Consider the following 19,239-nt stretch of genomic DNA (forward strand, 5'->3'; position numbering starts at 1 on the left):
TCACAGCCGGGCAGACTACTTCAGGAAGTCAGGGACATCCAGGGTGTCGCGGCGAGCCGGAGCTTCCTCTACAACCGGGGGAAGGTCAACGTCGAAGCCAGCAGCGCCGGTGGAAGCCGGAGCAGCAGCGGGTGCGTTGTAGCCGTAGCCGTTAGCAGCCGGAGCGGTGGAGCCGCCGAAGGATGCCTGGGTGCGCTGAGCCTGAGTAGCCGCAGCAGTGGAAGCGTTGGAGTTGGTCTCCGGGTTTACTGCGTCGAAGCCAGCAGCAATCACGGTCACGCGAGCCTCATCGCCCAGTGCGTCGTCAATAACCGCACCGAAGATGATGTTTGCGTCGGGGTGAGCAACTTCCTGAACCAGGCGTGCAGCCTCGTTGATCTCGAACAGACCCAAATCGGAGCCACCCTGAATGGACAGCAGAACGCCGTGCGCACCGTCGATGGATGCTTCCAGCAGCGGCGAAGCGATAGCCAGCTCAGCTGCCTTCACTGCGCGGTCCTCACCGGATGCCGAACCGATACCCATCAGAGCCGAACCTGCACCCTGCATGACGGACTTAACGTCAGCGAAGTCAAGGTTGATCAGGCCGGGGGTGGTGATCAGGTCGGTAATGCCCTGCACACCGGAGAGCAGAACCTGGTCAGCGGACTTGAATGCGTCCAGCATGGAGACGTTACGGTCCGAAATCGACAGCAGTCGGTCGTTCGGAATAACGATCAGGGTATCAACCTCATCGCGCAGAGCCGCGATACCGGTCTCAGCCTGGTTGGAGCGGCGACGGCCTTCGAAGGTGAAGGGGCGGGTCACCACACCAATGGTCAGAGCGCCGAGGGAGCGGGCAATACGTGCCACGACGGGTGCGCCACCGGTACCGGTGCCACCACCCTCACCTGCGGTCACAAAGACCATGTCTGCGCCCTTGAGGACTTCCTCAATTTCCTGCGCGTGATCCTCGGCTGCCTGACGGCCAACCTCGGGGTTTGCGCCCGCGCCAAGACCGCGGGTCAGCTCACGACCAACGTCCAGCTTAACGTCTGCATCGGACATCAGCAGAGCCTGAGCGTCAGTGTTGATAGCAATGAACTCAACGCCGCGCAGACCAACCTCAATCATGCGGTTGACTGCGTTGACGCCACCGCCGCCGATACCAACGACCTTGATGACTGCCAAGTAGTTCTGGGGAGTTCCAGCGTCCATGTATTCCTCGATTGTTCCGTGTTCCAGCTTCGGAAGACCCGCAGCTTAATCTAAGCCTGAAGGTTTCCTCTAAAGAATGACTTTATCTGCTAGGATACCAAACTGTTTTTGTCGGTTCCTAGTCACACAGCGCAATTACCCCCTCTTTTTGCGGATTTCACACAAAAAGGGAGGATAAAGCGCCTGATTGGTTCCCCTAACGGGTCACCGGTACGCGCGGGGCAGACACGTCATAGACGGTCACCTTCTGCGTCTGTGTCTCGGAAGATTTCTCCTCCTGAGCACGTTTGGCAATAGCCTGGCGCAGGGAAAGCAGGACCTTAGCCTTTAACTCGCTCTCTTCAGCGGTTCCCCACTGCACCGTAGTATTATCCCTCAAGGTTAGAGTGATACTTGAGGTTGATGTAGCGCCGGCTTCCTTAACCTGAGCTAGAAGCTCAGAGGGCATCGCCGAAAGCGCGGTAGAAATAGTGCGGAACTCAGCCGAAGTCTGCGGGTCATCACCGCTGAAACGAACCAGCGGTACCGAGGTATCGGGCTGAGTCGCCGACTCCAGAAGGCTCACACCATCGCTATCAACAGTATGGTACGTATCGCCCTGCTTCACAACCGCAACCGCGGTACGCTCCTTCAGAGTCACCACCAGCTCATGCGGCGGACGGCTCTCCACCTGCACGCTACGAATCACATTATCCTGCCCGAGCAGCTCACGCACCTTCTTCTCATCGATGCGAGTGAGCGGAACGCCGCGCAGAGGCTCAAGCTTCTGCTCCACCTGGGTGGTTTCCAGCAGGGATGTGCCGCGCACCGTAATCTTCTGAGTCGCCAACAGGGGCGAGAAGAAGACCAGCACCACATACAACACCGCGATAATAGCCAGTGCCGAAGCGGTGTACAGCAGCTTACGGGCACGAGTCAGAGGCGCACGCTCCTTACGGGGGCGCTCCTCAGCACGCAGACCGTCCAGACCCGGATCCTGACGCAGACGCTCACGGTGAGCCTGACGGCTCGCACGCTCGCGCTCCTTCTCAATCTCCGCGGCGCGCTGCTGCTCACGCTCGGCACGCCAACGACCAAAACGACTCGTGGGGCGAGGCTCTTCAACAGCCTTCTCCCCCGCCTTATCGGCGCGTTCCTCAGCCTTCTGAGCGGCAGACTCTTCGCGAGATTCAACAGAATCGGCAGAAGACTTCTTGTCAGAACTCTTCTGAGTAGCCTTCTGATCGGCTACTTCCTTTTCTGCGCTCTTCACCGACTGCGAGGATGCAGGCTGAGCAGAGGCACCCTTGGCGGATGAAGTCTTCGACGAAGAATCCTCAAACGCCTCAACATCAAACAGCTCAGGCGCGTGCTCAACCTCAGACACGGTACGACCGGTCATCAGCGCAGAACGCACCGAATCCTTCAAAGACTGCGCCGAAGAATGAACCGCCGCAGCGCTCTTGGACGCCGAAGAATCAGCACCGTTCTGGCTGTGCGACTTATGCACCACCGGCTTACGCGGCATGTGGCGAACAGAGCTCGAAGGCTGAGTAGCGGCAGACTGGGCAGAAGCCTCCGAGGATGCAACCTCGACAGGCTTCACGGCGTCCACAGACTTCATAGCTTCCGAGGGCTTTGCAGTCCCAGTAGCTTCTGCGCTCTTCACAACCTGAGGCTGGGTGGCCTGCGGCTGAGTCAGCTGAGACTGCGCAGATTCAGCCTGCACAGACTCAGATTTCTTAGCCTCAACCTGCGCATTCTCAGCTACCTGCTGGGCGCGCAAACGAGCACGCGAACGCGGAGCCTTCGGCGCGCGCGAGGAGGAATGCCCCTCCGAAGAGAGACCAGAACTCATCGGCACAGCCTAAGCCTCCGACTTCTTCGACTCGCCACCGTGACGGATTTCCAGGGACTCCAGCAGACGCGCACCCAAAGCGGTCACATCGCCAGCGCCAACGGTCATCACAATATCGCCATCCTGAGCGCACGTCACAATATCCTCAATAGCGTCCTCAGCGGTAGCGTAACGAACCTCAGAGAAACCAGCACCGGTAATCAGCTCACTGGTCACACCCTCAATCGGCAGCTCACGAGCCGGGTAAATATCCAGAACATGAGCACGGTCAGCCATCGACAGAGCCTGCGCGAACTCCTTCGCGAACTCGCGAGTACGAGAGAACAGATGCGGCTGGAAAATCACGTACAGGTTGTGGCCATCAGCCACGGTACGGCCGGTCTCCAGGGCACGGAAGACCTCGGTCGGGTGGTGCGCATAATCATCAAAGACCTTCACGCCAGCAACCTCACCACGCAGAGTGAAGCGGCGGTCAGCGCCCACAAACTCAGCCAGTGCACGAGCAATATCAGCAGCCTCGTAACCAGAAATCAACGCCGAGGCAAAAGCAGCCGAAGCGTTCAGCTGGTTATGAATACCGGGCACCTTCAGAGCAAGATCCTGCTCGCCTTCATAACGCACACCGCGGCACTCAAAAGACCAGGACAGATGCGAAGAAGAGGAAGAACCCGCACTGGTAATCTCGCTAATGCGCAGGTCAGCATCCTCAGACTCACCGTAGGTCACCACGGGCACACCCGCCGCACGAGAACGAGCCGCCAAATCAGCCGCACCCGCATCATCAGCGCAGGTCACCACAACACCGTTAGGAGACAGCGAACCCACAAAACGGTTGAACGCCTCAAAGACACGCTCATCGGTCTCATAGAAATCCAGGTGGTCCGGCTCAACGTTCGTCACCACAGCAATAGCCGGGCGGTAACGCACAAACGAGCCGTCCGATTCATCAGCCTCAGCCACAAAAATCGACTCCGGGCCCTGAGCACCCAGGTGAGCGTTCGTGCCGCGACCAGCAATCACGGTGCCCACCGCAAACGACGGGTCAGCACCCAGCTGATCAAACATCACAGAAATCATCGAGCTGGTCGTGCTCTTACCGTGAGTACCGGCAACAGCAACCACCTGAGACTCACCCATCACAGCGGCAAGCGCCTCAGAACGGTGCAGCACACGCAGACCCTGCGCACGAGCGGCAACAAGCTCCGGGTTATCCTCACGAATCGCAGTAGAAATCACCACGGTATCAACATCCACAATATTCTCAGCCTGCTGAGGAACACCCACACGAGCACCCGCAGCACGCAAAGACTCAACAGTAGCCGACTCGGCACGATCCGAACCGCTCACCGTCACGCCAGCCTGCAGCATCAGAGCGGCAATAGCGCTCATACCCGCGCCACCAATACCGATGAAGTGTACACGGCCCAACTCGCTCATCTTCGCACGCTCAGGGAACGGCGGGTTCAGCGGTGCAGGCAACACCATCTCAAGATTCATCAATTCAGTCATTACTTCTCAGCTGCCTTCAATACTGCTTCAGCCATAACGCGCGCCGCGTCACGGATACCAAGTTCATACGCCGCAGCGCCCATACGCTCCAGCTCCTCCGGGTTCGCCATAAGAGCCGGAATTTCACGGGCAAACCACTCACCGGTGACCTCTGCATCCTTCACCAGCAGAGCCGCAGACGCCTCCACCAGAGAACGAGCATTCAGAGCCTGCTCACCATTACCAATGGGAAGCGGCACAAAAATCGCGGGAACACCCACCGCAGCAACCTCACTGACGGTCGCCGCGCCCGAACGCACCAGCAGAAGATCAGCGGCAGCGTACACATCCTGCATGCCATTGCTGAACTCAATCTGACGGTAATTCGGCGCGCTCAACGGCTCACCATTCTTATCCAGAACAGCCTTACCCTTACCGGTAATATGCAGAATCTGGAAGTCCCACTCCGCAAAGTGATCACGGCACGCCGCCACCGCATTGTTCAGGCTCTGCGCACCCAGCGAACCACCGGTCACAATCACGGTCGGCTTCTGCGGGTCCAGACCCAGGTTACGGCGAGCCTTCGAACGATGCGCCTCACGGTTCAGGTATGCAATTTCATCCTTCATCGGCATGCCCACCAGGGTTGCACGCGGGAAAGGAGTATTAGGGAACGCCACGCCGGTGAACTTCGCGAACGTACCACCCAGGCGGTTCGCCAAACCGGGCTTCGCATTCGCCTCATGAATCACCACGGGAATCTTAGCGCTCAACGCAGACAAATACGCCGGCGGGCACACATAGCCACCCACGCCAACGACCACATCCGCATCTACATCCTTGAGGATGCGGCGGGTCTTCGACAGGCCACCAAAGAACTTAGCGGGGAAAGCGAAAGCGGCACGGTTAATGCTACGGGGGAACGCCGCACGAGGGATGAACTCAATATCGAAACCAGCTGCCGGAACCAGCTCGGCTTCCATCTTGTCGGCGGTGCCCAGCATCAGGATCTTAGCGTTCGGCTCAAGGTCACGAATCGCACGCGCAATCGCGAGCATCGGATTAATATGACCGGCGGTACCACCACCGGCGAAGACTATAGAGGGCGCCTTCTTCGTCATAGGTCTTTCTCCCAACACATCGGTACAGCATCATTTTACGCTATAGCGCCTGTTCAACAGAGCGCCCCCGCCGTTGAGCTAGGACTCAACGGCGAGGGCGTTATCTCTTATTCAGCGCATATTCATCACCGGCGGCAGCGCAATCCACAGCCCCGCTCCCCCGAACGCTAGCTCTCACGATGCCGACTGTACGGGGTGGGTTCCGCTGGGTTTAGCTCTGCTTGCGGGTGCCCCGCTGAGCCGAGTTCCGAGCCGTGCCCTGAGCCGGACGTTGCTGAGCGCCGTTCTTCGGAGCGCTCTTTGCCTGCGCATTCTGTCGCGGCGCTGCCTGACGCTGAGCACTCTGTCGAGGGTTACCCTGTCGCTGGGCACGACGCTGACGATCCTCAGGATGCAACGGCTGCAGACCCGCAGGCAGCGAACCCGACGGACGGTGCTGCGCGCTACGGGGCTGGGCGCCACGAGTCTGGGCACCGCGAGGCTGCTGCACTCGCTTCTGCGCGGCGGGCTGCTGAGCGGTACGAGGCTGAGCAGCAGGCTGCTGAGCGGTACGGGGCTGAGCAGTACGAGGCTGAGCAGGCTTACCCTGTGCCGCTCGAGCAGAGGCAGTACTCTTCTGGGCAACACGAGCCTGCTGACCGGTACGAGGCTGAGCGGGAGCCTTCTGCGGAGCTGCCTTCTTCGGTGCAGGCTTCTGCGGGGCAGGTTTCTGCGAGGCCTTCTGTTTCTGAGCTTCAGCCTTCTGCTCCGCCTTCACACGGGCAGCTTCCTCACGAGCCAGACGTGCCTCCTCACGAGCACGACGAGCCTCTTCTCGAGCCTGCGCCGCCTCCCGGCGAGCCTGTTCCTCCTCGCGACGAGCCTGCTCCCGAGCCTGGCGCTCCTGCTCCTTCCGCTGCTCACGAGCTATACGAGACAACTCACGCTGCTGATCCGGCGCAAAACCCAACCAGCGGCGCAACGTACTCTCCGGACCGAAAACAACCTTCAAAGGATTATGTTCCTTCATCAGGTGGCCACCGGCAGCCGCACGAGCTGCCTCCTCCTGATTCAGCACAATCTGCAACGGCGTACGACGCTGCCAATCAGCATTCGCACGACGAACCTCACGCACGCTCTGAGTCTCAATATTCGACGGTGCCGTCGCGCCACGCAACGGAGTCTGCCGCGCAAACGCCAACAACAAACCCGCCGCAAACAACGAAGACAACAGCGACGAACCACCATAGGAGACAAACGGCAGAGGCACACCAATCACCGGCAAAATACGGGACACCATGCCCATATTGATAATCGCCTGAGAAGTCAGCCAAATCATGATGCCGCCCGTAGCCAAACGCACCAGCGGGTCAGTAGTGCGCAGCATAATACGCACCGCACAATACACCAGGCCCGCATACAGCAGCAGAACCGCCAGCGTACCCAGCAGGCCCAGCTCCTCACCAATAATGGCGAAAATATAGTCGTTATGCGCCTCAGCCAAGTAGTTGTACTTCTGACGCGACTGGCCCAGGCCAACACCCAAGAAGCCGCCGGTCGTCAGCGCCACCTCACCAGAATTCGCCTGGTCACAGTTAGCGTTCGTGCACGAGCCCCAAACACCGAAAATACGAGCCACACGGTTCGCGCTACTGAGAACGCCCACCAGCGCCAACGCCGCAAACGCGCCGCCAATCTTCAGCAGCGAGCTACGAGAAGCGCCCGCCAGCCACATCATGCCCACAAAGATGAAGCCGTACACCATGGCGGTACCCATATCACCGCCGAGCATAATCAGCAGCACCAGGGCACCCACACCATAAATCGAGGGGAACAGAGTACGCCAAATACTGCGAGAAATATCGCCGTGGCGGCTGTACACCCATGCCAGCCACATAATAATCGCCAGCTTCGAAAACTCCGACGGCTGAATCTGCACGCCGCCGGGGAATTTCAACCAGTTACGGTTACCGTTCACCTCAACGCCAACGACCACCACAGCAAGCTGCATGACCAACGCGGCAATCAGCATCGCGTTCACCACAAACTTCTTGTGGTAGACACCCACCGGGATGCGCGTAATACCCGCCATCGCAATCACGCCAAGAACCAAGAACATGACCTGCGACGAAACCTGCGAGAACGGCGACTGGCCCTGAGAAATCATGGTGACGCTCGAGGCCGACAGCACCATAATGCAGCCAAAAATAGCCAGACCCAAGGTGGTGATCAGCAGCATCACCGGCACATCCCACAGGTCAGCCTTCAAACCACGACGGTACAGCCTATCGGCACGAGCACGGAACGGCGCAGAGAAATCCTCCCAACCGGCTCGCAAAGACGCCCAACGACCACTCGCGGTCGAACGCGCCGAAGAAGCCGAACGCTCCGAAGATGCGCTGGTACTCACATGCCCTCCTATAGGCCTCAACTGCCACGGATTCGTCGTGGCGACTACACGAAAAAGGTTCAGGGGTGGGACACCATTACCATCCCACCCCCGAGAAGAACCCGCAAAAAGCACCCCGGTCACCCGAGACGCCCCCTGCAGGTAGCGTCCTAAGAGTCTGCCAGCTGGGCGGCAACAGCGTTCGCAAACGCATCACCGCGCACCGCATAATTCTTGAACTGGTCCATCGACGCAGACGCGGGAGCCATCAGCACGGTATCGCCCGGATGCGCCAGCTCAGCAGCCTTCGCAACGGCCGCGTTCATCACGGCAATGCCGTCCGAAGAATCAGCCACAGCGGCGGTCATATTGTAGGTCGGAACCTGCGGAGCGTGGTTAGCCAACGCCGATTTCAACGCCGCAGTATCAGTACCGATAATCAGTACAGCCTTCAGGCGCTGAGCGTGAGCAGCAATCAGCTCATCGTACTCAACGCCCTTCGACAGACCACCGGCAATCCACACCAGCGAGGGGTAACCGCTCATCGACGCATTCGCGGCGTGAGGATTCGTAGCCTTCGAATCGTTCACCCACATGATGTCGTTCGCATAACCCACCAGCTGGTTGCGGTGCGCACCGGTCTTGAAGGAACGCAGGCCAGCGCCCACAGCCTTCGGGTCAATATCAGCCGCACGGCACAGCGCCGCAGCCGCCAGAGCGTTCTCCACGGTATGCTTCGCGGGCATCTTACCGGGTGCCGGAGCCAAATCCTCCAGAACCGCCAGCTCGTACGCCTCGTTGTAACGGTTCTTCAAGAAGGCGCGGTCCACCATGATGTCCTCAGCCAAGCCGAGCATAGACACGGCAGGCATCTCAGTGGAGCTAAAACCAATCGCGCGAGCGCCCTCAATGACGTCCGCGTTCTCGACCATGCGCAGGGTGTCTACGTGGTCGGTGTTGAAGATGCAAGCAACCTGAGTGTGCTCGTACACGCGAGCCTTATCAGCCTTGTAGCCGTCGAAGGAGCCGTGCCAGTCCACGTGATCCTCAGCGATGTTCAGAACCACCGAAGCGTACGGGGACATCGAGTAGGTCCAGTGCAGCTGGAAGCTCGACAGCTCCACCGCGAAGAACTCGTAGGGCTCATCGTCGGCAATCGCGTACACGATGGGCATGCCCACATTACCGACCTGAATAGCCTTCTTACCGGCAGCCTTCAGGATGGAATCGACCATGCCCACGGTGGTGGTCTTGCCGTTCGTGCCGGTTAGGCACAGCCACTTGGGGGTCGGGCGGTCGCTGCGCTCATTCAGGCGCCACGCCAGCTCCACATCGCCCCAAATCTGGATGCGACGCTCATACGCGTCCAGCATGACCGGGTGGTCGGGACGCACACCCGGGGAGGTCACCACAAGCTCGGGTTCCTGACCGTCCACCGGGGGCAGTGCACGCATGTGCTCGGGACCGAACAGGCCCTCAACATTGCCGTAGGCGTTAGCGTACAGGTCAATGCGTTCACGCTTCTCCGGGGTATCAGCCCCGTCGATGACAACAATATGTGCACCCAGCTGGGCGAGCACATCGGTCACGGCGTCGCCGCTGGTACCCATGCCCACCACGACCACGCGCAGGTTACCCCAGGGGGCACCCCAGTGAGTCAGCTCCGCGAGGCGCTCGTTCTCATACACCGGGTTCACCGCAATAGCGGCGGCGTTCGCTTCAATGCGAGCTGTATCCGGCTGTTCATTAGTTGACATTAGTGAATCACTCCAGAAGTCTGCGAGAACCAGTCACCGAAGAACAGCGCCAGGGCAACGAGCACGCAGAGGGCGTTAACAACCCAGAGGCGGAACACGGAGTTCACTTCGCCGCTGCTGACGGTACCGGGGGCAATGCCTCGCTTATCAATTGAGTATTTGCCGTTGACGCCGACCTTCTCCATGTGGTGGTGGAAGGGGGTCATACGGAAGTAACGGTGCGCGTGCAGGGGCTTCTCCCCCGCCGCGACCGAACGCTTACGGCTGGTCTTGAACACGAACTTCTGCACAATCACGGAGAACACTTCCAGCACCGGGATCAGGGCGATGACCAGCAGGAGCAGCTCGGTGCGGGTGAACAGCGCGAAGGCAACCATTGCGCCGCCCAGTGCCAGGGAGCCGGAGTCGCCCATGAAAATCTGTGCCTTCGACACGTTCCACCAGAGGAAGCCAGCCAGCGAACCCACCAGGGAGGCGGCAATCAGCGCCAGCGAACCGGGGTCGCGCACATCGTAGCAGGCGGTGCCGGCACCAGCGGAGCAGGCGTGCACGTACTGCCAGATGCTGATGGTCAGGTAGCCGGAGAAGATGGTCATCATGATGCCGCCAGCCAGGCCGTCCAGACCATCGGTGAAGTTCACGGCGTTCGTGCCGGACAGGGAGATGAGGGTAATCCAACCAACCAGCAGGATGGAGCCGAAGACCGCGCCCGCCGCGAACAGGTCGATGGGCAGGTCACGCACGAACGAGATAGCGGTCGACGCCGGACGAGCACCCGACTCGTTCGGGAACTGGAACGCCAGGTAGGCAAAGGGCAGGGTCACACCCAGCAGGCCGATGGTCTTCTGCTTCTCGGTCAGACCCTCGTTGCCCTTATTGCGGAACTTCATGATGTCGTCCGCCGCGCCCACACCGAGCATGCCCAGGGTGAAGGCGATGGTCAGCCACGCGGTAGCGGTCGGTACCGGCGCGGTACCAAAGAGCAGTGCGCTCACCGCCAGGGTCAAGAAGTAGGCGAGAATCGCCGCGGGGATGAAAATCAGACCCGCCATGGTGGGGGTACCCGCCTTGTACTGGTGGGCTGCCGGGCCTTCCTCACGGATGAGCTGGCCAAGCTTGAGGGACTTCATCTTCTTGATGAACACCGGCAGCGCGGTGAGGGAGATGAGGAATCCGAAGATTCCAGCAATCAGCACGGTAATCATAAAGCGCTACCCTTCGTTCGTGGTCTGTTCGGTCGAAGTACGGTCGCCATTAGCGGCACCGTCCAGGTGAGCGGCAAGGTGGTCGCTCAAATCGGTGGTTTCAACAAAGTCACCGGCAGAAAGCCAGGTCGGTGCCTGCTCTTCCTCAGCGCCGAAAGTGTACTCGGCGAAAGCAACCTGGTCACCCAGAATGCCCAGCTTCGCCCCGTTCGAGGACTTGAAAAGCACAATGTCGCCGGGGCGAACCTCGGCGCGCAGAATCTGCTCTGCCTCCTCCGGGGTCTTCACCCAGGTCGCCTCATTACCCCAGGAGCCTTCCAGGTGAGCCGCATTGTAGGTGGGCTTCGTCTCGTCGCCCACAGCGATCAGCTTGGAAATGTTCATGCGCACCACGAGACGGCCGATACGGTCGTGCTCCTCCACGGAGGCGTCACCGAGCTCCAGCATGGCGCCCAGAACTGCCCAGGTGCGGTGGGGCTGACCGGTCGCCGGGTCAACGGTACGGCCCAGCTGCGCCAGAGTGCGCAGTGCAGCCGCCATCGACTCAGGGTTCGCGTTGTAGGCGTCGTTAATGACGGTCACGCCATCAGCGCGGTCGGTGCGCGCCATACGCCACTTCGAAGTTGCCGCTGCCTTATTGAGCGCGCGAGCAATCTTCTCACCGGAAATACCGCTGTTGTAGGCGACAGTCGCCGCAGCCAGCAGGTTGTGCACGTGGTGCTCACCAATCAGCTGCGAGGAAATCTCGTACTCGCTACCGTCGGGCAGGCGCAGAGTGAACTCGGGGCAGCCAGCGTCGGTGGTGCGCAGGTTCAACGCCGCCACGTAGCGCTCGTAGGGCTGGCCGTTCGCGTCGGTCTTCTCGCCCACACCAAAGTAGGTAATGGGTGCAACCGAACGCGACGCCATGCGTAGCACGCGCTCATCGTCAGCGTTCAGCGCCAGGGAACCGGTCGGCTGAACACCCTCAGCCAGCTCACCCTTAGTGCGCTCAATATTGTCCACGCCACCGAACTCGCCAGCGTGCGCGGTACCAACCTTCAGGATTGCACCGTGATCGGGGCGCGCAATATTCGCCAGGTACTCGATGTTACCCACACGGTCCGCACCCATCTCAATGACCAGGTAGCGGGTGGACTCATCCGCACGGAAAACGGTCAGGGGCACGCCCACCTCACTGTTGTAGGAGCCGACCGGTGCAACGGTCGGGCCCTCCGGGGTGAAAATGGCGGCAAGAAGGTCCTTGGTGGTGGTCTTACCGGCAGAACCGGTAATACCGATAACGGTCAGCTCGCCCTGAGCGCGCATCTGCTCGATGGAGTAGCGCGCCAAATCGCCCATCGCCAGCACCACATCGGGCACCTGGATGCTCGGGTAGGGCACGCCCTGCTCATCGAGTACTTCACGCTCGACCAGAGCCAGGGTCGCGCCCCGCTCAAACGCCATGGGGATGAACCTGTGACCGTCAGTGACCGCACCGGGCTTCGCCACGAACAGGGTGCCGGTCTGCACCTCACGGGAGTCGGTAGTGGCGAAGTCTGCGTGCACCTGCTCCTCACGGCCCTCCAGGCCGATAGCGGTGCCGCCGGTTGCCTCAATAATCTGGGCGGCGCTGAGCTTAATCATTCTTCACCATACCTTCAGCGGTCTTAGAGTCACTTTCATCGAGCATGCGCTGGTAATCAGGCAGAATCTCGAAACCGTGCGCACGCAGGGCACGGGCGGTTTCAACACGGTCGTCCAGGGCGATATCCACGCCGTCAACATCCTGTTCGGTTTCGTGGCCGCGGCCAGCAATCAGGATGGCGTCGTGCTCGCCCGCCAGGGCAATTGCCGCATCAATAGCGGCGGCACGCGGAGAAATGTTCAGGATCTGGGTGGCTCGGCGGTTCTCAGCCTTCTGCGCGCCCTCCTCAACGGCGGCACGAATCGGAGCCGGGTCCTCACCGTGCGGGTCGTCATCAGTCACGACAACAATATCTGCGTTCTGCGCAGCAATCGCACCCATAATCGGGCGTTTGAGCTGGTCACGCTCGCCGGTCGCGCCGAAAACAATCATGACCTTACCGTCGCCGGGGCGGTCCATTGCCTCCAGGGCACGGGTCAGACCGTCCGGGTTGTGGGCGAAGTCCACAATCGCGTGCGGAGCCAAAGAAATCAGCTGCATACGACCCGGCACCACCGGAGTCAGAGCCGCACCGGAGACCAGCTCAGGCAGCAGACGCTCACGCTCAGCAGAGTCAGTATCCAGGTACGCCATGAGGGCCGCCAGCGCAGCATTCGAAACGTTAAAGTCAGCGGGCAGACCGGTGTAGCATTCAACGCTCTCACCTGCGCCATTAGCCACGTGGAAGCGGTGGCCCAGGCCCTCACGCTGAACCTTCACCACAGCCCAGTCGCGGGCACCAAACTCTGCGGGTACCTCAGCCAGACCGGCACCGCGAGCAGTCACCAGACGGTGCACCTGCTGCGCACCCATCTGCTCGCAAGCGGCGGAGAACATCTTCTCGCCCCACTCGTCATCAGCAGTAATCACAGCCAGCTCGGCACGTTCGGGGGTGAACAGCTGAGCCTTCGATTCGAAATAATGCTCCATGGTGCCGTGCAGATCCAGGTGGTCCTGGGTCAGATTCGTAAAGCCTGCAACCGCGTACTTCACACCGTCCACACGGTGGTAATCAATCGCGTGCGAAGACACCTCCATCGCCGCGCAACGCACCTGTTGCTGACCCATAATCGTCAGCAGAGAATGCACGTGAGGAGACTCCGGGGTGGTCATCTTCGAAGGAACCGACACACCATCAATCAGAATCTGAATAGTGCCAATCAGACCGGTCTTCACACCCAGGCCGGTGCGGAACACCGACTCCAGCATGTAGGTGGAGGTGGTCTTACCGTTCGTACCGGTCACCGCGTAACGATGGGTAGCGGGGAACGACGCCGAACCATAAATCAGCGCAGCCAACGGACCGACATACTCGCGCAGGTTCTCAGTCACCAGGACAGGCACCGGCGCCTCACCCAGCAGCTGCGCACCGGCAGCATCCGTCAAAATAGCGGAAGCACCCAGATTCAACGCGGCCTCAGCAAACTGCGCACCGTGCACCTTCGCACCGGGCAGAGCCACGTACAGGTCCTGCGGGCGCACGCCTCGGGAGTCCATGCTAATACCGGTAACCTCAACAGAATCACCGGATTCAGAACCCTGAACGCCACTAGCCAGCTGGGAACTCACCTGAGCACCCAATCCCTGCAGATGTTCGCGAAGGTGCGCCAAACTCACCGGGCGCACAGAATTCGGGCGCAGAGTCTGAGCGTCGCCGCCCAGCAGGTTCTGGCCGGGTGCGTGAGATGCGGTATCCATCGTCCTTCTTTCCTCTCCGCTGTCCGAAGCGGTGAGCTCTGTATGGTCAATGCGCTCAAGGCACACAGGGTCATTCAATATTCTACGGGCTTTAGGCTTCGACAGGTGTTCAGTCCCGGGGCTTCTTCATCACGAATCAGCTACCGGGAACCTCTCCCCCGCTCGCCTTTAGCTCGTCTTATTGGGGCTATCCTCAGCAAAAAGCGGAATCAACTCCGGTTCACCGGTAGAACGCGGCACATTATAGGTGTGCAGGGTCTTCTCCATAATCTTGGAGAACTCAGCCGTCGTACCGTTCGCACCCACGCTACCCTCAGGACGCTGCATGGTCACCGCCACCAAGAACTGCGGGTTCTCAATCGGCGCCACACCAATAAAGGACGTCGTGTTGCCGTCGTAGCCGCCCTTCTCACTCGGAGTTTCCGCAGTACCGGTCTTACCGCCCACGCGGTAGCCGGTCACCTTCGCCGGACGGGCGTGGCCTTGCTCCACCACATTCTCCATGAGAGTCAGGCAGGAAGCGGCAGTCTCCTCGCTGACCATGCGTTCGCCAGGCTCTACGGCACGCTTATGTTCGGTACCGTCGGCGTCAATGATCGCGTCCACAATGCGCGGCTTCAGACGAACGCCCTTATTGCCCAGCGCCTGGAAAATCATGGCGGTCTGCAGCGGAGTCTGCGCAACACCCTGACCGAACAGCACAGTGTACTGCTGACGGCCATCCCAATCACGCCAATCAGCGATTATACCCTGCTCCTCACCGGTCAGCTCAATGCCGGTAAACTCGCCGACGCCGTACTTCTTCAACCAGTTGTAGCGCTCTTCCTTGCTGAGCTTCTGACCGACCAGCACCGTACCGGTGTTCATCGAGTCATGAATAATGCCCGAGAAAGTACGCCGCTGCGCCCCGTGCTCAAACGCATCCTTGAAAGTCTGGCCGTCAATCGTGAGGGTCGCGGGCACATCATACACGCTAGTCGGGGTGGTCAGGCCCTGCTCAATCAGCGCCGAAGCAGTTAGCATCTTCTCGGTCGAACCGGGCTCCACGCTCTGCGAAATAGCGCGCGGGGTCATGTCCGCCGCGTCCTCAATGGTTGCCGCGCCCGGGTCCATCGTGGAGGAATCAGCAAGAGCCAAAATGGAGCCGTCACGCACATCCATAACAATGGCGGTACACCATTCAGCTTTCAGCTCCTCGGCGCGGGCACGCACCACCTGCTGCGCAAAATACTGCACATCACGGTTAATGGTTAGGCGAATATTCTTACCGTCCACCGCCAGGCGCTGCTCTTCCTTCGCTACGGGGATACGCACGCCATCAGCGCTAATCTCGTAGGTGCGCTCACCGGGGGTACCGGCAAGCTCCTTCTCAAAGACACGCTCAATGCCCACGGAGTAGTTACGGGACACCGTACCGCCCGTACCGTTGCCGTCTGCCTCTTCAACAATGTTGTACTTACCGACCACGGAACCGCCCACACTACCGTTGGGGTACAGGCGCTGAGAGAACGCCTCACCGTAGATGAAGGGCGCACCCAGGGCATCAATCTTATTGAAAATTTCCGGGGTGATATTTGCCTTAATCACCGAGTACTTGGAGGTGCCGTCCAGCTTGGACTTGATGAACTCGTCGGTAATGCCCGGGTCAACGGTCTTGAGAATATCGACCATCTCGTACACCAGCTGGTTGGGGGTGACCTCAATCTTCTGGGTGCGGTCCTCGTTGTAACGCTTGAAGGTCGCCACGGCACTCTGATCAGCGGTCAGGTTATAGCGCTGCACAGTACGCGCCATGACATTGCCGTTGATATCCAGAATCTGGCCGCGCACAGCAGGCAGCACCTGGGAGCGCAAACGCTTCTGACGGGACGCATTCGCCACCGCACCGGGATCAAAGCCCTGGCGGATAAACAGATTCGCACCAATGACGCCCAGAGCACAGGTGGCAGCGGCGCCGGCGACAAAGCCACGGCGGGTCAGGTCCGGCTGACCGGATGCCGATTCGTTCGCGTTCTTACGCGCGTCGGAGCTCATGCGGTGGTCCTTTCGCTGGTCTAGTCTATCGGTGATGCTACGCATCCTGTGGTCAATATTGTTTATCGTGCAACCTGGCTTGCCGCGGGGCTAGCTGCGGGCTGCTGAGCGGCGCTCGGTGCGGCGGAAGCAGCCGGGCTAGCAGGGGCGCTATTCGCCGGTGCGGGGTTGGCCTGCTGAGCGGGGTTGGCCTGCTGAGCGGGGTTAGCCTGCTGCGCGGGGCTTGCCGAGGCGCTTGCAGATGCCTTTGCCGTAGCGCTCGCCTGGCTGTGTCGCTGCTGAACAGACTTGTCAGCATCCACAATGCCCTTGGCGTAGCTTTCTTCCGAACCCGCTGCCGGCGGCGAAATCAGGTTCTCCTGCTTGGATCCTTCAATACCGGTGGGGCTTGCAGCCGGGGCGGGGGTGCCCTCAATCGTGGAAGTCTGCAGGTTCAGGGTCGCCTGCGAAGAGCTCACAAACATGCCCAGGGTACTGGCGCGTATCGCCAAATCCTGCGGGGCTTCCTTGAAACCAATCTCCTGCTGCAGCGCCTGGTTCTCCTGCACGAGGCGCTGTTCCTGCGCGCGCAAATCCACCATGTCGTACTGTCGGGTCACAATCAGCACGTTAAGCAGCAGAATAAAAATCAGGGTCAGCGGAATTGCCGCAAAAACAGCGAGCATGGTGGGCGGGCTGAGCTTACGGGCTCGGCGGCGCACAGTGGACAGCGGGTTACGCTGCTTGGGCTTCGTTTCGCGTGCTTCTTCGGTGCGTGCTGCCGCACGGACGCTCGAGGGAACACGGCTCGCGTTCGTTGAGGTGCGCTTACCACCGTGAGATGCGGCGGTGCTGACGGGGCGGACCACCGGCTGGGAGGCGGTGACCGGCTCCAGACGCGCGGTGCGAGTGCGACCGGAGTGGGCGCGAGTGGAGGCGCGGCTCGCCCCGGTAGAGCCGCCGGTAGAGCCAGTAGAGGATGCGCGGGTAGAGCCAACGGCGCCGGGGGTGCCGGCGGCAGGGCGCGAGGAACCGGCGCGTCGACTCCGCGGGGCGCCCTGGGTGCGGGTGGGGCGCTGGGATGCGTGCTGGGTGCTCACTCTTCTTCGCTTTCTGTCTTCTACTTGGCGGGGATGCGGATCTTCTCGGCGGCGCGCAGCTTGGCGCTGGCGGCGCGGGAGTTCTGTTCGATTTCCTCGTCGGTAGGCGGTTCGGCGCCGCGGGTAATGAATTTGACGGTGGGCTTGTGTTCTTCAAGCTCTACCGGGAAGCCCTTGGGCGCCTTGGAGGTTGCCTCTGCGGTCAGTGCCCTCTTGACGATTTTGTCTTCGAGGCTGTGGTAGCTCATGGCAACGAATCGGCCGCCAAGGTTGAGCGCCTCCAGGGCCGCCGGTACGGCGCGTTCGAGGGCTTCCAGTTCGTGGTTCACTTCGATGCGCAACGCCTGGAAGGTGCGCTTGGCGGGGTGGCCGCCGGTACGCTGCGCGGCGACGGGCACAGCCTTCTGGATAATGCGCACGAGCTCACCGGTGGTTTCCAGGGGTGCGTTGGCGCGGGCGGTGCAGATGGCGCGGGCGATACGCGATGCGAACTTCTCTTCGCCCCAGTTGCGGATAATGCGGCGCAGCTGGTCTTCGCTGTATTCGTTGACGACGATGCGGGCGGTGAGCTCGTCTTCGGAGTTCATGCGCATGTCCAGGGGCGCGTCGTAGGAGTAGGCGAAGCCTCGGGTGCGTTCGTCCAGCTGCATGGAGGAGACGCCCAGGTCCATCAGGATGCCGTCGATGCCCTGCACGCCGGCAGCTTCCATGGCGCGGTCAATCTCATCGTAGACGGCGTGGACGGGTACGAAGCGGTCACCGAAGCGTGCCAGGCGTTCGCCGGCAATGGCGTGCGCCTGCAGGTCGCGGTCAATACCGATGAGTACAAGGTTTTCGAAGCGTTCGAGCAGCGCCTCGGAGTGGCCACCCATACCGAGGGTGCCATCAATAACGTAGGCGGTGCCGCGCTCCTCAACGGCGCGTTCAATGCCGGGTGCCAGCAGGTTAATGCAGCGGTCCAGCATGACGGGCACGTGGCGTTCGCTGGCTTCACGCTGGGAGAGGTTCTCAATGGATGCGCCGGTGACCTTGGCGGCAGCGCCGGATGCGGTCGTACCGGTTTCGGGGGCGTGGTCTACGCTCATGGGTGCTCCTGTGAGAGTTTGTCCTGCGGGAAAGCTTACGGAAGAGTGGTGCGGTAGTGGTAGAGAGATGCCTGGCGGTAGCCATCGCACCGGCGGGGTGCCGACTAGAGTAGCGGGCTGAACGGGTCCTCGTCGAGGGCAGCGAATTCAGCTTCGGTGCGGGCGAGGTATTCCTCCCAGGCGGCTGCATCCCAGATTTCTGCGCGGGTACCGGATCCGATGACGACGAGGTTGTCGGTCAGTCCTGCGTATTGGCGCAGTATCGGCGGGATGGTGATGCGTCCCTGCTTGTCGGGCAGTTCGTCTGAGGCTCCTGAGAGGAAGACTCGCAGGAAGTCTCGGGCGGCTCGTCCGGGCAGGGGCGCGGTGCGCATCCGTTCGTGGATGCGTTCAAATTCTGCGGCGGGGAAAACGTACAGGCATCGTTCTTGACCGCGGGGCAGAACGAGGCCTGCTGAGAGTTCCTCACGGAATTTGGCGGGAAGGATGATGCGTCCTTTGGCGTCCATTCGTGGTGAGTAGGTACCTAAGAACATTCACTTCACCTCCCCGATGTGTGCCCCTGATGTGTGCCGTTGTGCTGAAGCCTGCGGGAGCGTGGTTGCTCCACACATCCTGTAGGTGCCGGTGGCGGGGTGTGCCGGGCCGACGCCTCCGCCGTCTGTTTGAGGGCACGGCGATAGGACTGACTTTCAGCTTTCCCC

13 protein-coding genes are annotated in these 19,239 nt (G+C 60.7%); all 13 read right to left on the minus strand.

The window, feature by feature from the left end:
• Nucleotides 1-15: 15 nt before the first annotated feature.
• The 13 genes from ftsZ to mraZ all read right to left on the minus strand — a co-directional run bounded on the left by ftsZ (nt 16) and on the right by mraZ (nt 19,071).
• Entirely contained in the window at nt 16-1,197 is a 1,182-nt protein-coding gene (gene ftsZ, locus HMPREF2528_RS06555) for a cell division protein FtsZ (protein WP_005506541.1), read from the minus strand.
• Between the two features lie 196 nt (nt 1,198-1,393).
• Nucleotides 1,394-3,034 (minus strand): cell division protein FtsQ/DivIB, encoded by a 1,641-nt coding sequence (locus tag HMPREF2528_RS06560; RefSeq protein WP_246823905.1) that lies wholly within the window; start codon nt 3,032-3,034, stop codon nt 1,394-1,396.
• Between the two features lie 9 nt (nt 3,035-3,043).
• Nucleotides 3,044-4,543, minus strand: coding sequence for a UDP-N-acetylmuramate--L-alanine ligase (gene murC / locus HMPREF2528_RS06565; protein ID WP_070543333.1), 1,500 nt, complete (start codon nt 4,541-4,543; stop codon nt 3,044-3,046).
• Nucleotides 4,543-5,643 (minus strand): undecaprenyldiphospho-muramoylpentapeptide beta-N-acetylglucosaminyltransferase, encoded by a 1,101-nt coding sequence (gene murG, locus HMPREF2528_RS06570; RefSeq protein WP_049337569.1) that lies wholly within the window; start codon nt 5,641-5,643, stop codon nt 4,543-4,545. The genes murC and murG overlap by 1 nt, the downstream gene beginning before the upstream one ends.
• Nucleotides 5,644-5,854: 211 nt before the next feature.
• Nucleotides 5,855-8,032, minus strand: coding sequence for an FtsW/RodA/SpoVE family cell cycle protein (locus HMPREF2528_RS06575; RefSeq protein WP_070543335.1), 2,178 nt, complete (start codon nt 8,030-8,032; stop codon nt 5,855-5,857).
• A gap of 149 nt (nt 8,033-8,181) precedes the next feature.
• Entirely contained in the window at nt 8,182-9,768 is a 1,587-nt protein-coding gene (gene murD / locus HMPREF2528_RS06580; RefSeq protein WP_070543337.1) for a UDP-N-acetylmuramoyl-L-alanine--D-glutamate ligase, read from the minus strand.
• Nucleotides 9,768-10,973, minus strand: a complete 1,206-nt coding sequence (gene mraY, locus HMPREF2528_RS06585; RefSeq protein WP_005506552.1) for a phospho-N-acetylmuramoyl-pentapeptide-transferase — start codon at nt 10,971-10,973, stop codon at nt 9,768-9,770. The genes murD and mraY overlap by 1 nt, the downstream gene beginning before the upstream one ends.
• 6 nt (nt 10,974-10,979) lie before the next feature.
• A complete protein-coding gene (murF, locus tag HMPREF2528_RS06590) occupies nt 10,980-12,599 on the minus strand; it encodes a UDP-N-acetylmuramoyl-tripeptide--D-alanyl-D-alanine ligase (RefSeq protein ID WP_070543340.1) in 1,620 nt (539 codons plus the stop codon).
• Entirely contained in the window at nt 12,592-14,337 is a 1,746-nt protein-coding gene (locus HMPREF2528_RS06595) for a Mur ligase family protein (RefSeq protein WP_070543342.1), read from the minus strand. The genes murF and HMPREF2528_RS06595 overlap by 8 nt, the downstream gene beginning before the upstream one ends.
• 168 nt (nt 14,338-14,505) lie before the next feature.
• Nucleotides 14,506-16,371 carry a peptidoglycan D,D-transpeptidase FtsI family protein gene (locus tag HMPREF2528_RS06600; protein WP_070543344.1) on the minus strand — a complete coding sequence of 622 codons (1,866 nt, stop codon included), beginning with the start codon at nt 16,369-16,371 and terminating at the stop codon, nt 14,506-14,508.
• Nucleotides 16,372-16,433: 62 nt separating this feature from the next.
• A complete protein-coding gene (locus HMPREF2528_RS06605) occupies nt 16,434-17,450 on the minus strand; it encodes a cell division protein FtsL (RefSeq protein ID WP_012903819.1) in 1,017 nt (338 codons plus the stop codon).
• 20 nt (nt 17,451-17,470) lie between these two features.
• Complete coding sequence (gene rsmH, locus HMPREF2528_RS06610; protein ID WP_070543346.1) at nt 17,471-18,535, minus strand: 16S rRNA (cytosine(1402)-N(4))-methyltransferase RsmH; 1,065 nt, start codon at nt 18,533-18,535, stop codon at nt 17,471-17,473.
• A 104-nt stretch (nt 18,536-18,639) separates the two neighbouring features.
• Nucleotides 18,640-19,071 (minus strand): division/cell wall cluster transcriptional repressor MraZ, encoded by a 432-nt coding sequence (gene mraZ, locus HMPREF2528_RS06615; RefSeq protein ID WP_070543349.1) that lies wholly within the window; start codon nt 19,069-19,071, stop codon nt 18,640-18,642.
• Nucleotides 19,072-19,239 lie beyond the last annotated feature (168 nt).

The sequence above is a fragment of the Rothia sp. HMSC078H08 genome, from assembly GCF_001808955.1.
GTDB lineage: Bacteria > Actinomycetota > Actinomycetes > Actinomycetales > Micrococcaceae > Rothia.

Coding starts and splice junctions, on each gene's coding strand:
- murD (WP_070543337.1), bottom strand. CDS start 9,768: ATGTCAACTAATGAACAGCCGGATACAGCTCGCATTGAAGCGAACGCC.
- murF (WP_070543340.1), bottom strand. CDS start 12,599: ATGATTAAGCTCAGCGCCGCCCAGATTATTGAGGCAACCGGCGGCACC.
- rsmH (WP_070543346.1), bottom strand. CDS start 18,535: ATGAGCGTAGACCACGCCCCCGAAACCGGTACGACCGCATCCGGCGCT.
- murG (WP_049337569.1), bottom strand. CDS start 5,643: ATGACGAAGAAGGCGCCCTCTATAGTCTTCGCCGGTGGTGGTACCGCC.
- HMPREF2528_RS06595 (WP_070543342.1), bottom strand. CDS start 14,337: ATGGATACCGCATCTCACGCACCCGGCCAGAACCTGCTGGGCGGCGAC.
- HMPREF2528_RS06560 (WP_246823905.1), bottom strand. CDS start 3,034: ATGAGTTCTGGTCTCTCTTCGGAGGGGCATTCCTCCTCGCGCGCGCCG.
- ftsZ (WP_005506541.1), bottom strand. CDS start 1,197: ATGGACGCTGGAACTCCCCAGAACTACTTGGCAGTCATCAAGGTCGTT.
- mraY (WP_005506552.1), bottom strand. CDS start 10,973: ATGATTACCGTGCTGATTGCTGGAATCTTCGGATTCCTCATCTCCCTC.
- murC (WP_070543333.1), bottom strand. CDS start 4,543: ATGACTGAATTGATGAATCTTGAGATGGTGTTGCCTGCACCGCTGAAC.
- mraZ (WP_070543349.1), bottom strand. CDS start 19,071: ATGTTCTTAGGTACCTACTCACCACGAATGGACGCCAAAGGACGCATC.
- HMPREF2528_RS06600 (WP_070543344.1), bottom strand. CDS start 16,371: ATGAGCTCCGACGCGCGTAAGAACGCGAACGAATCGGCATCCGGTCAG.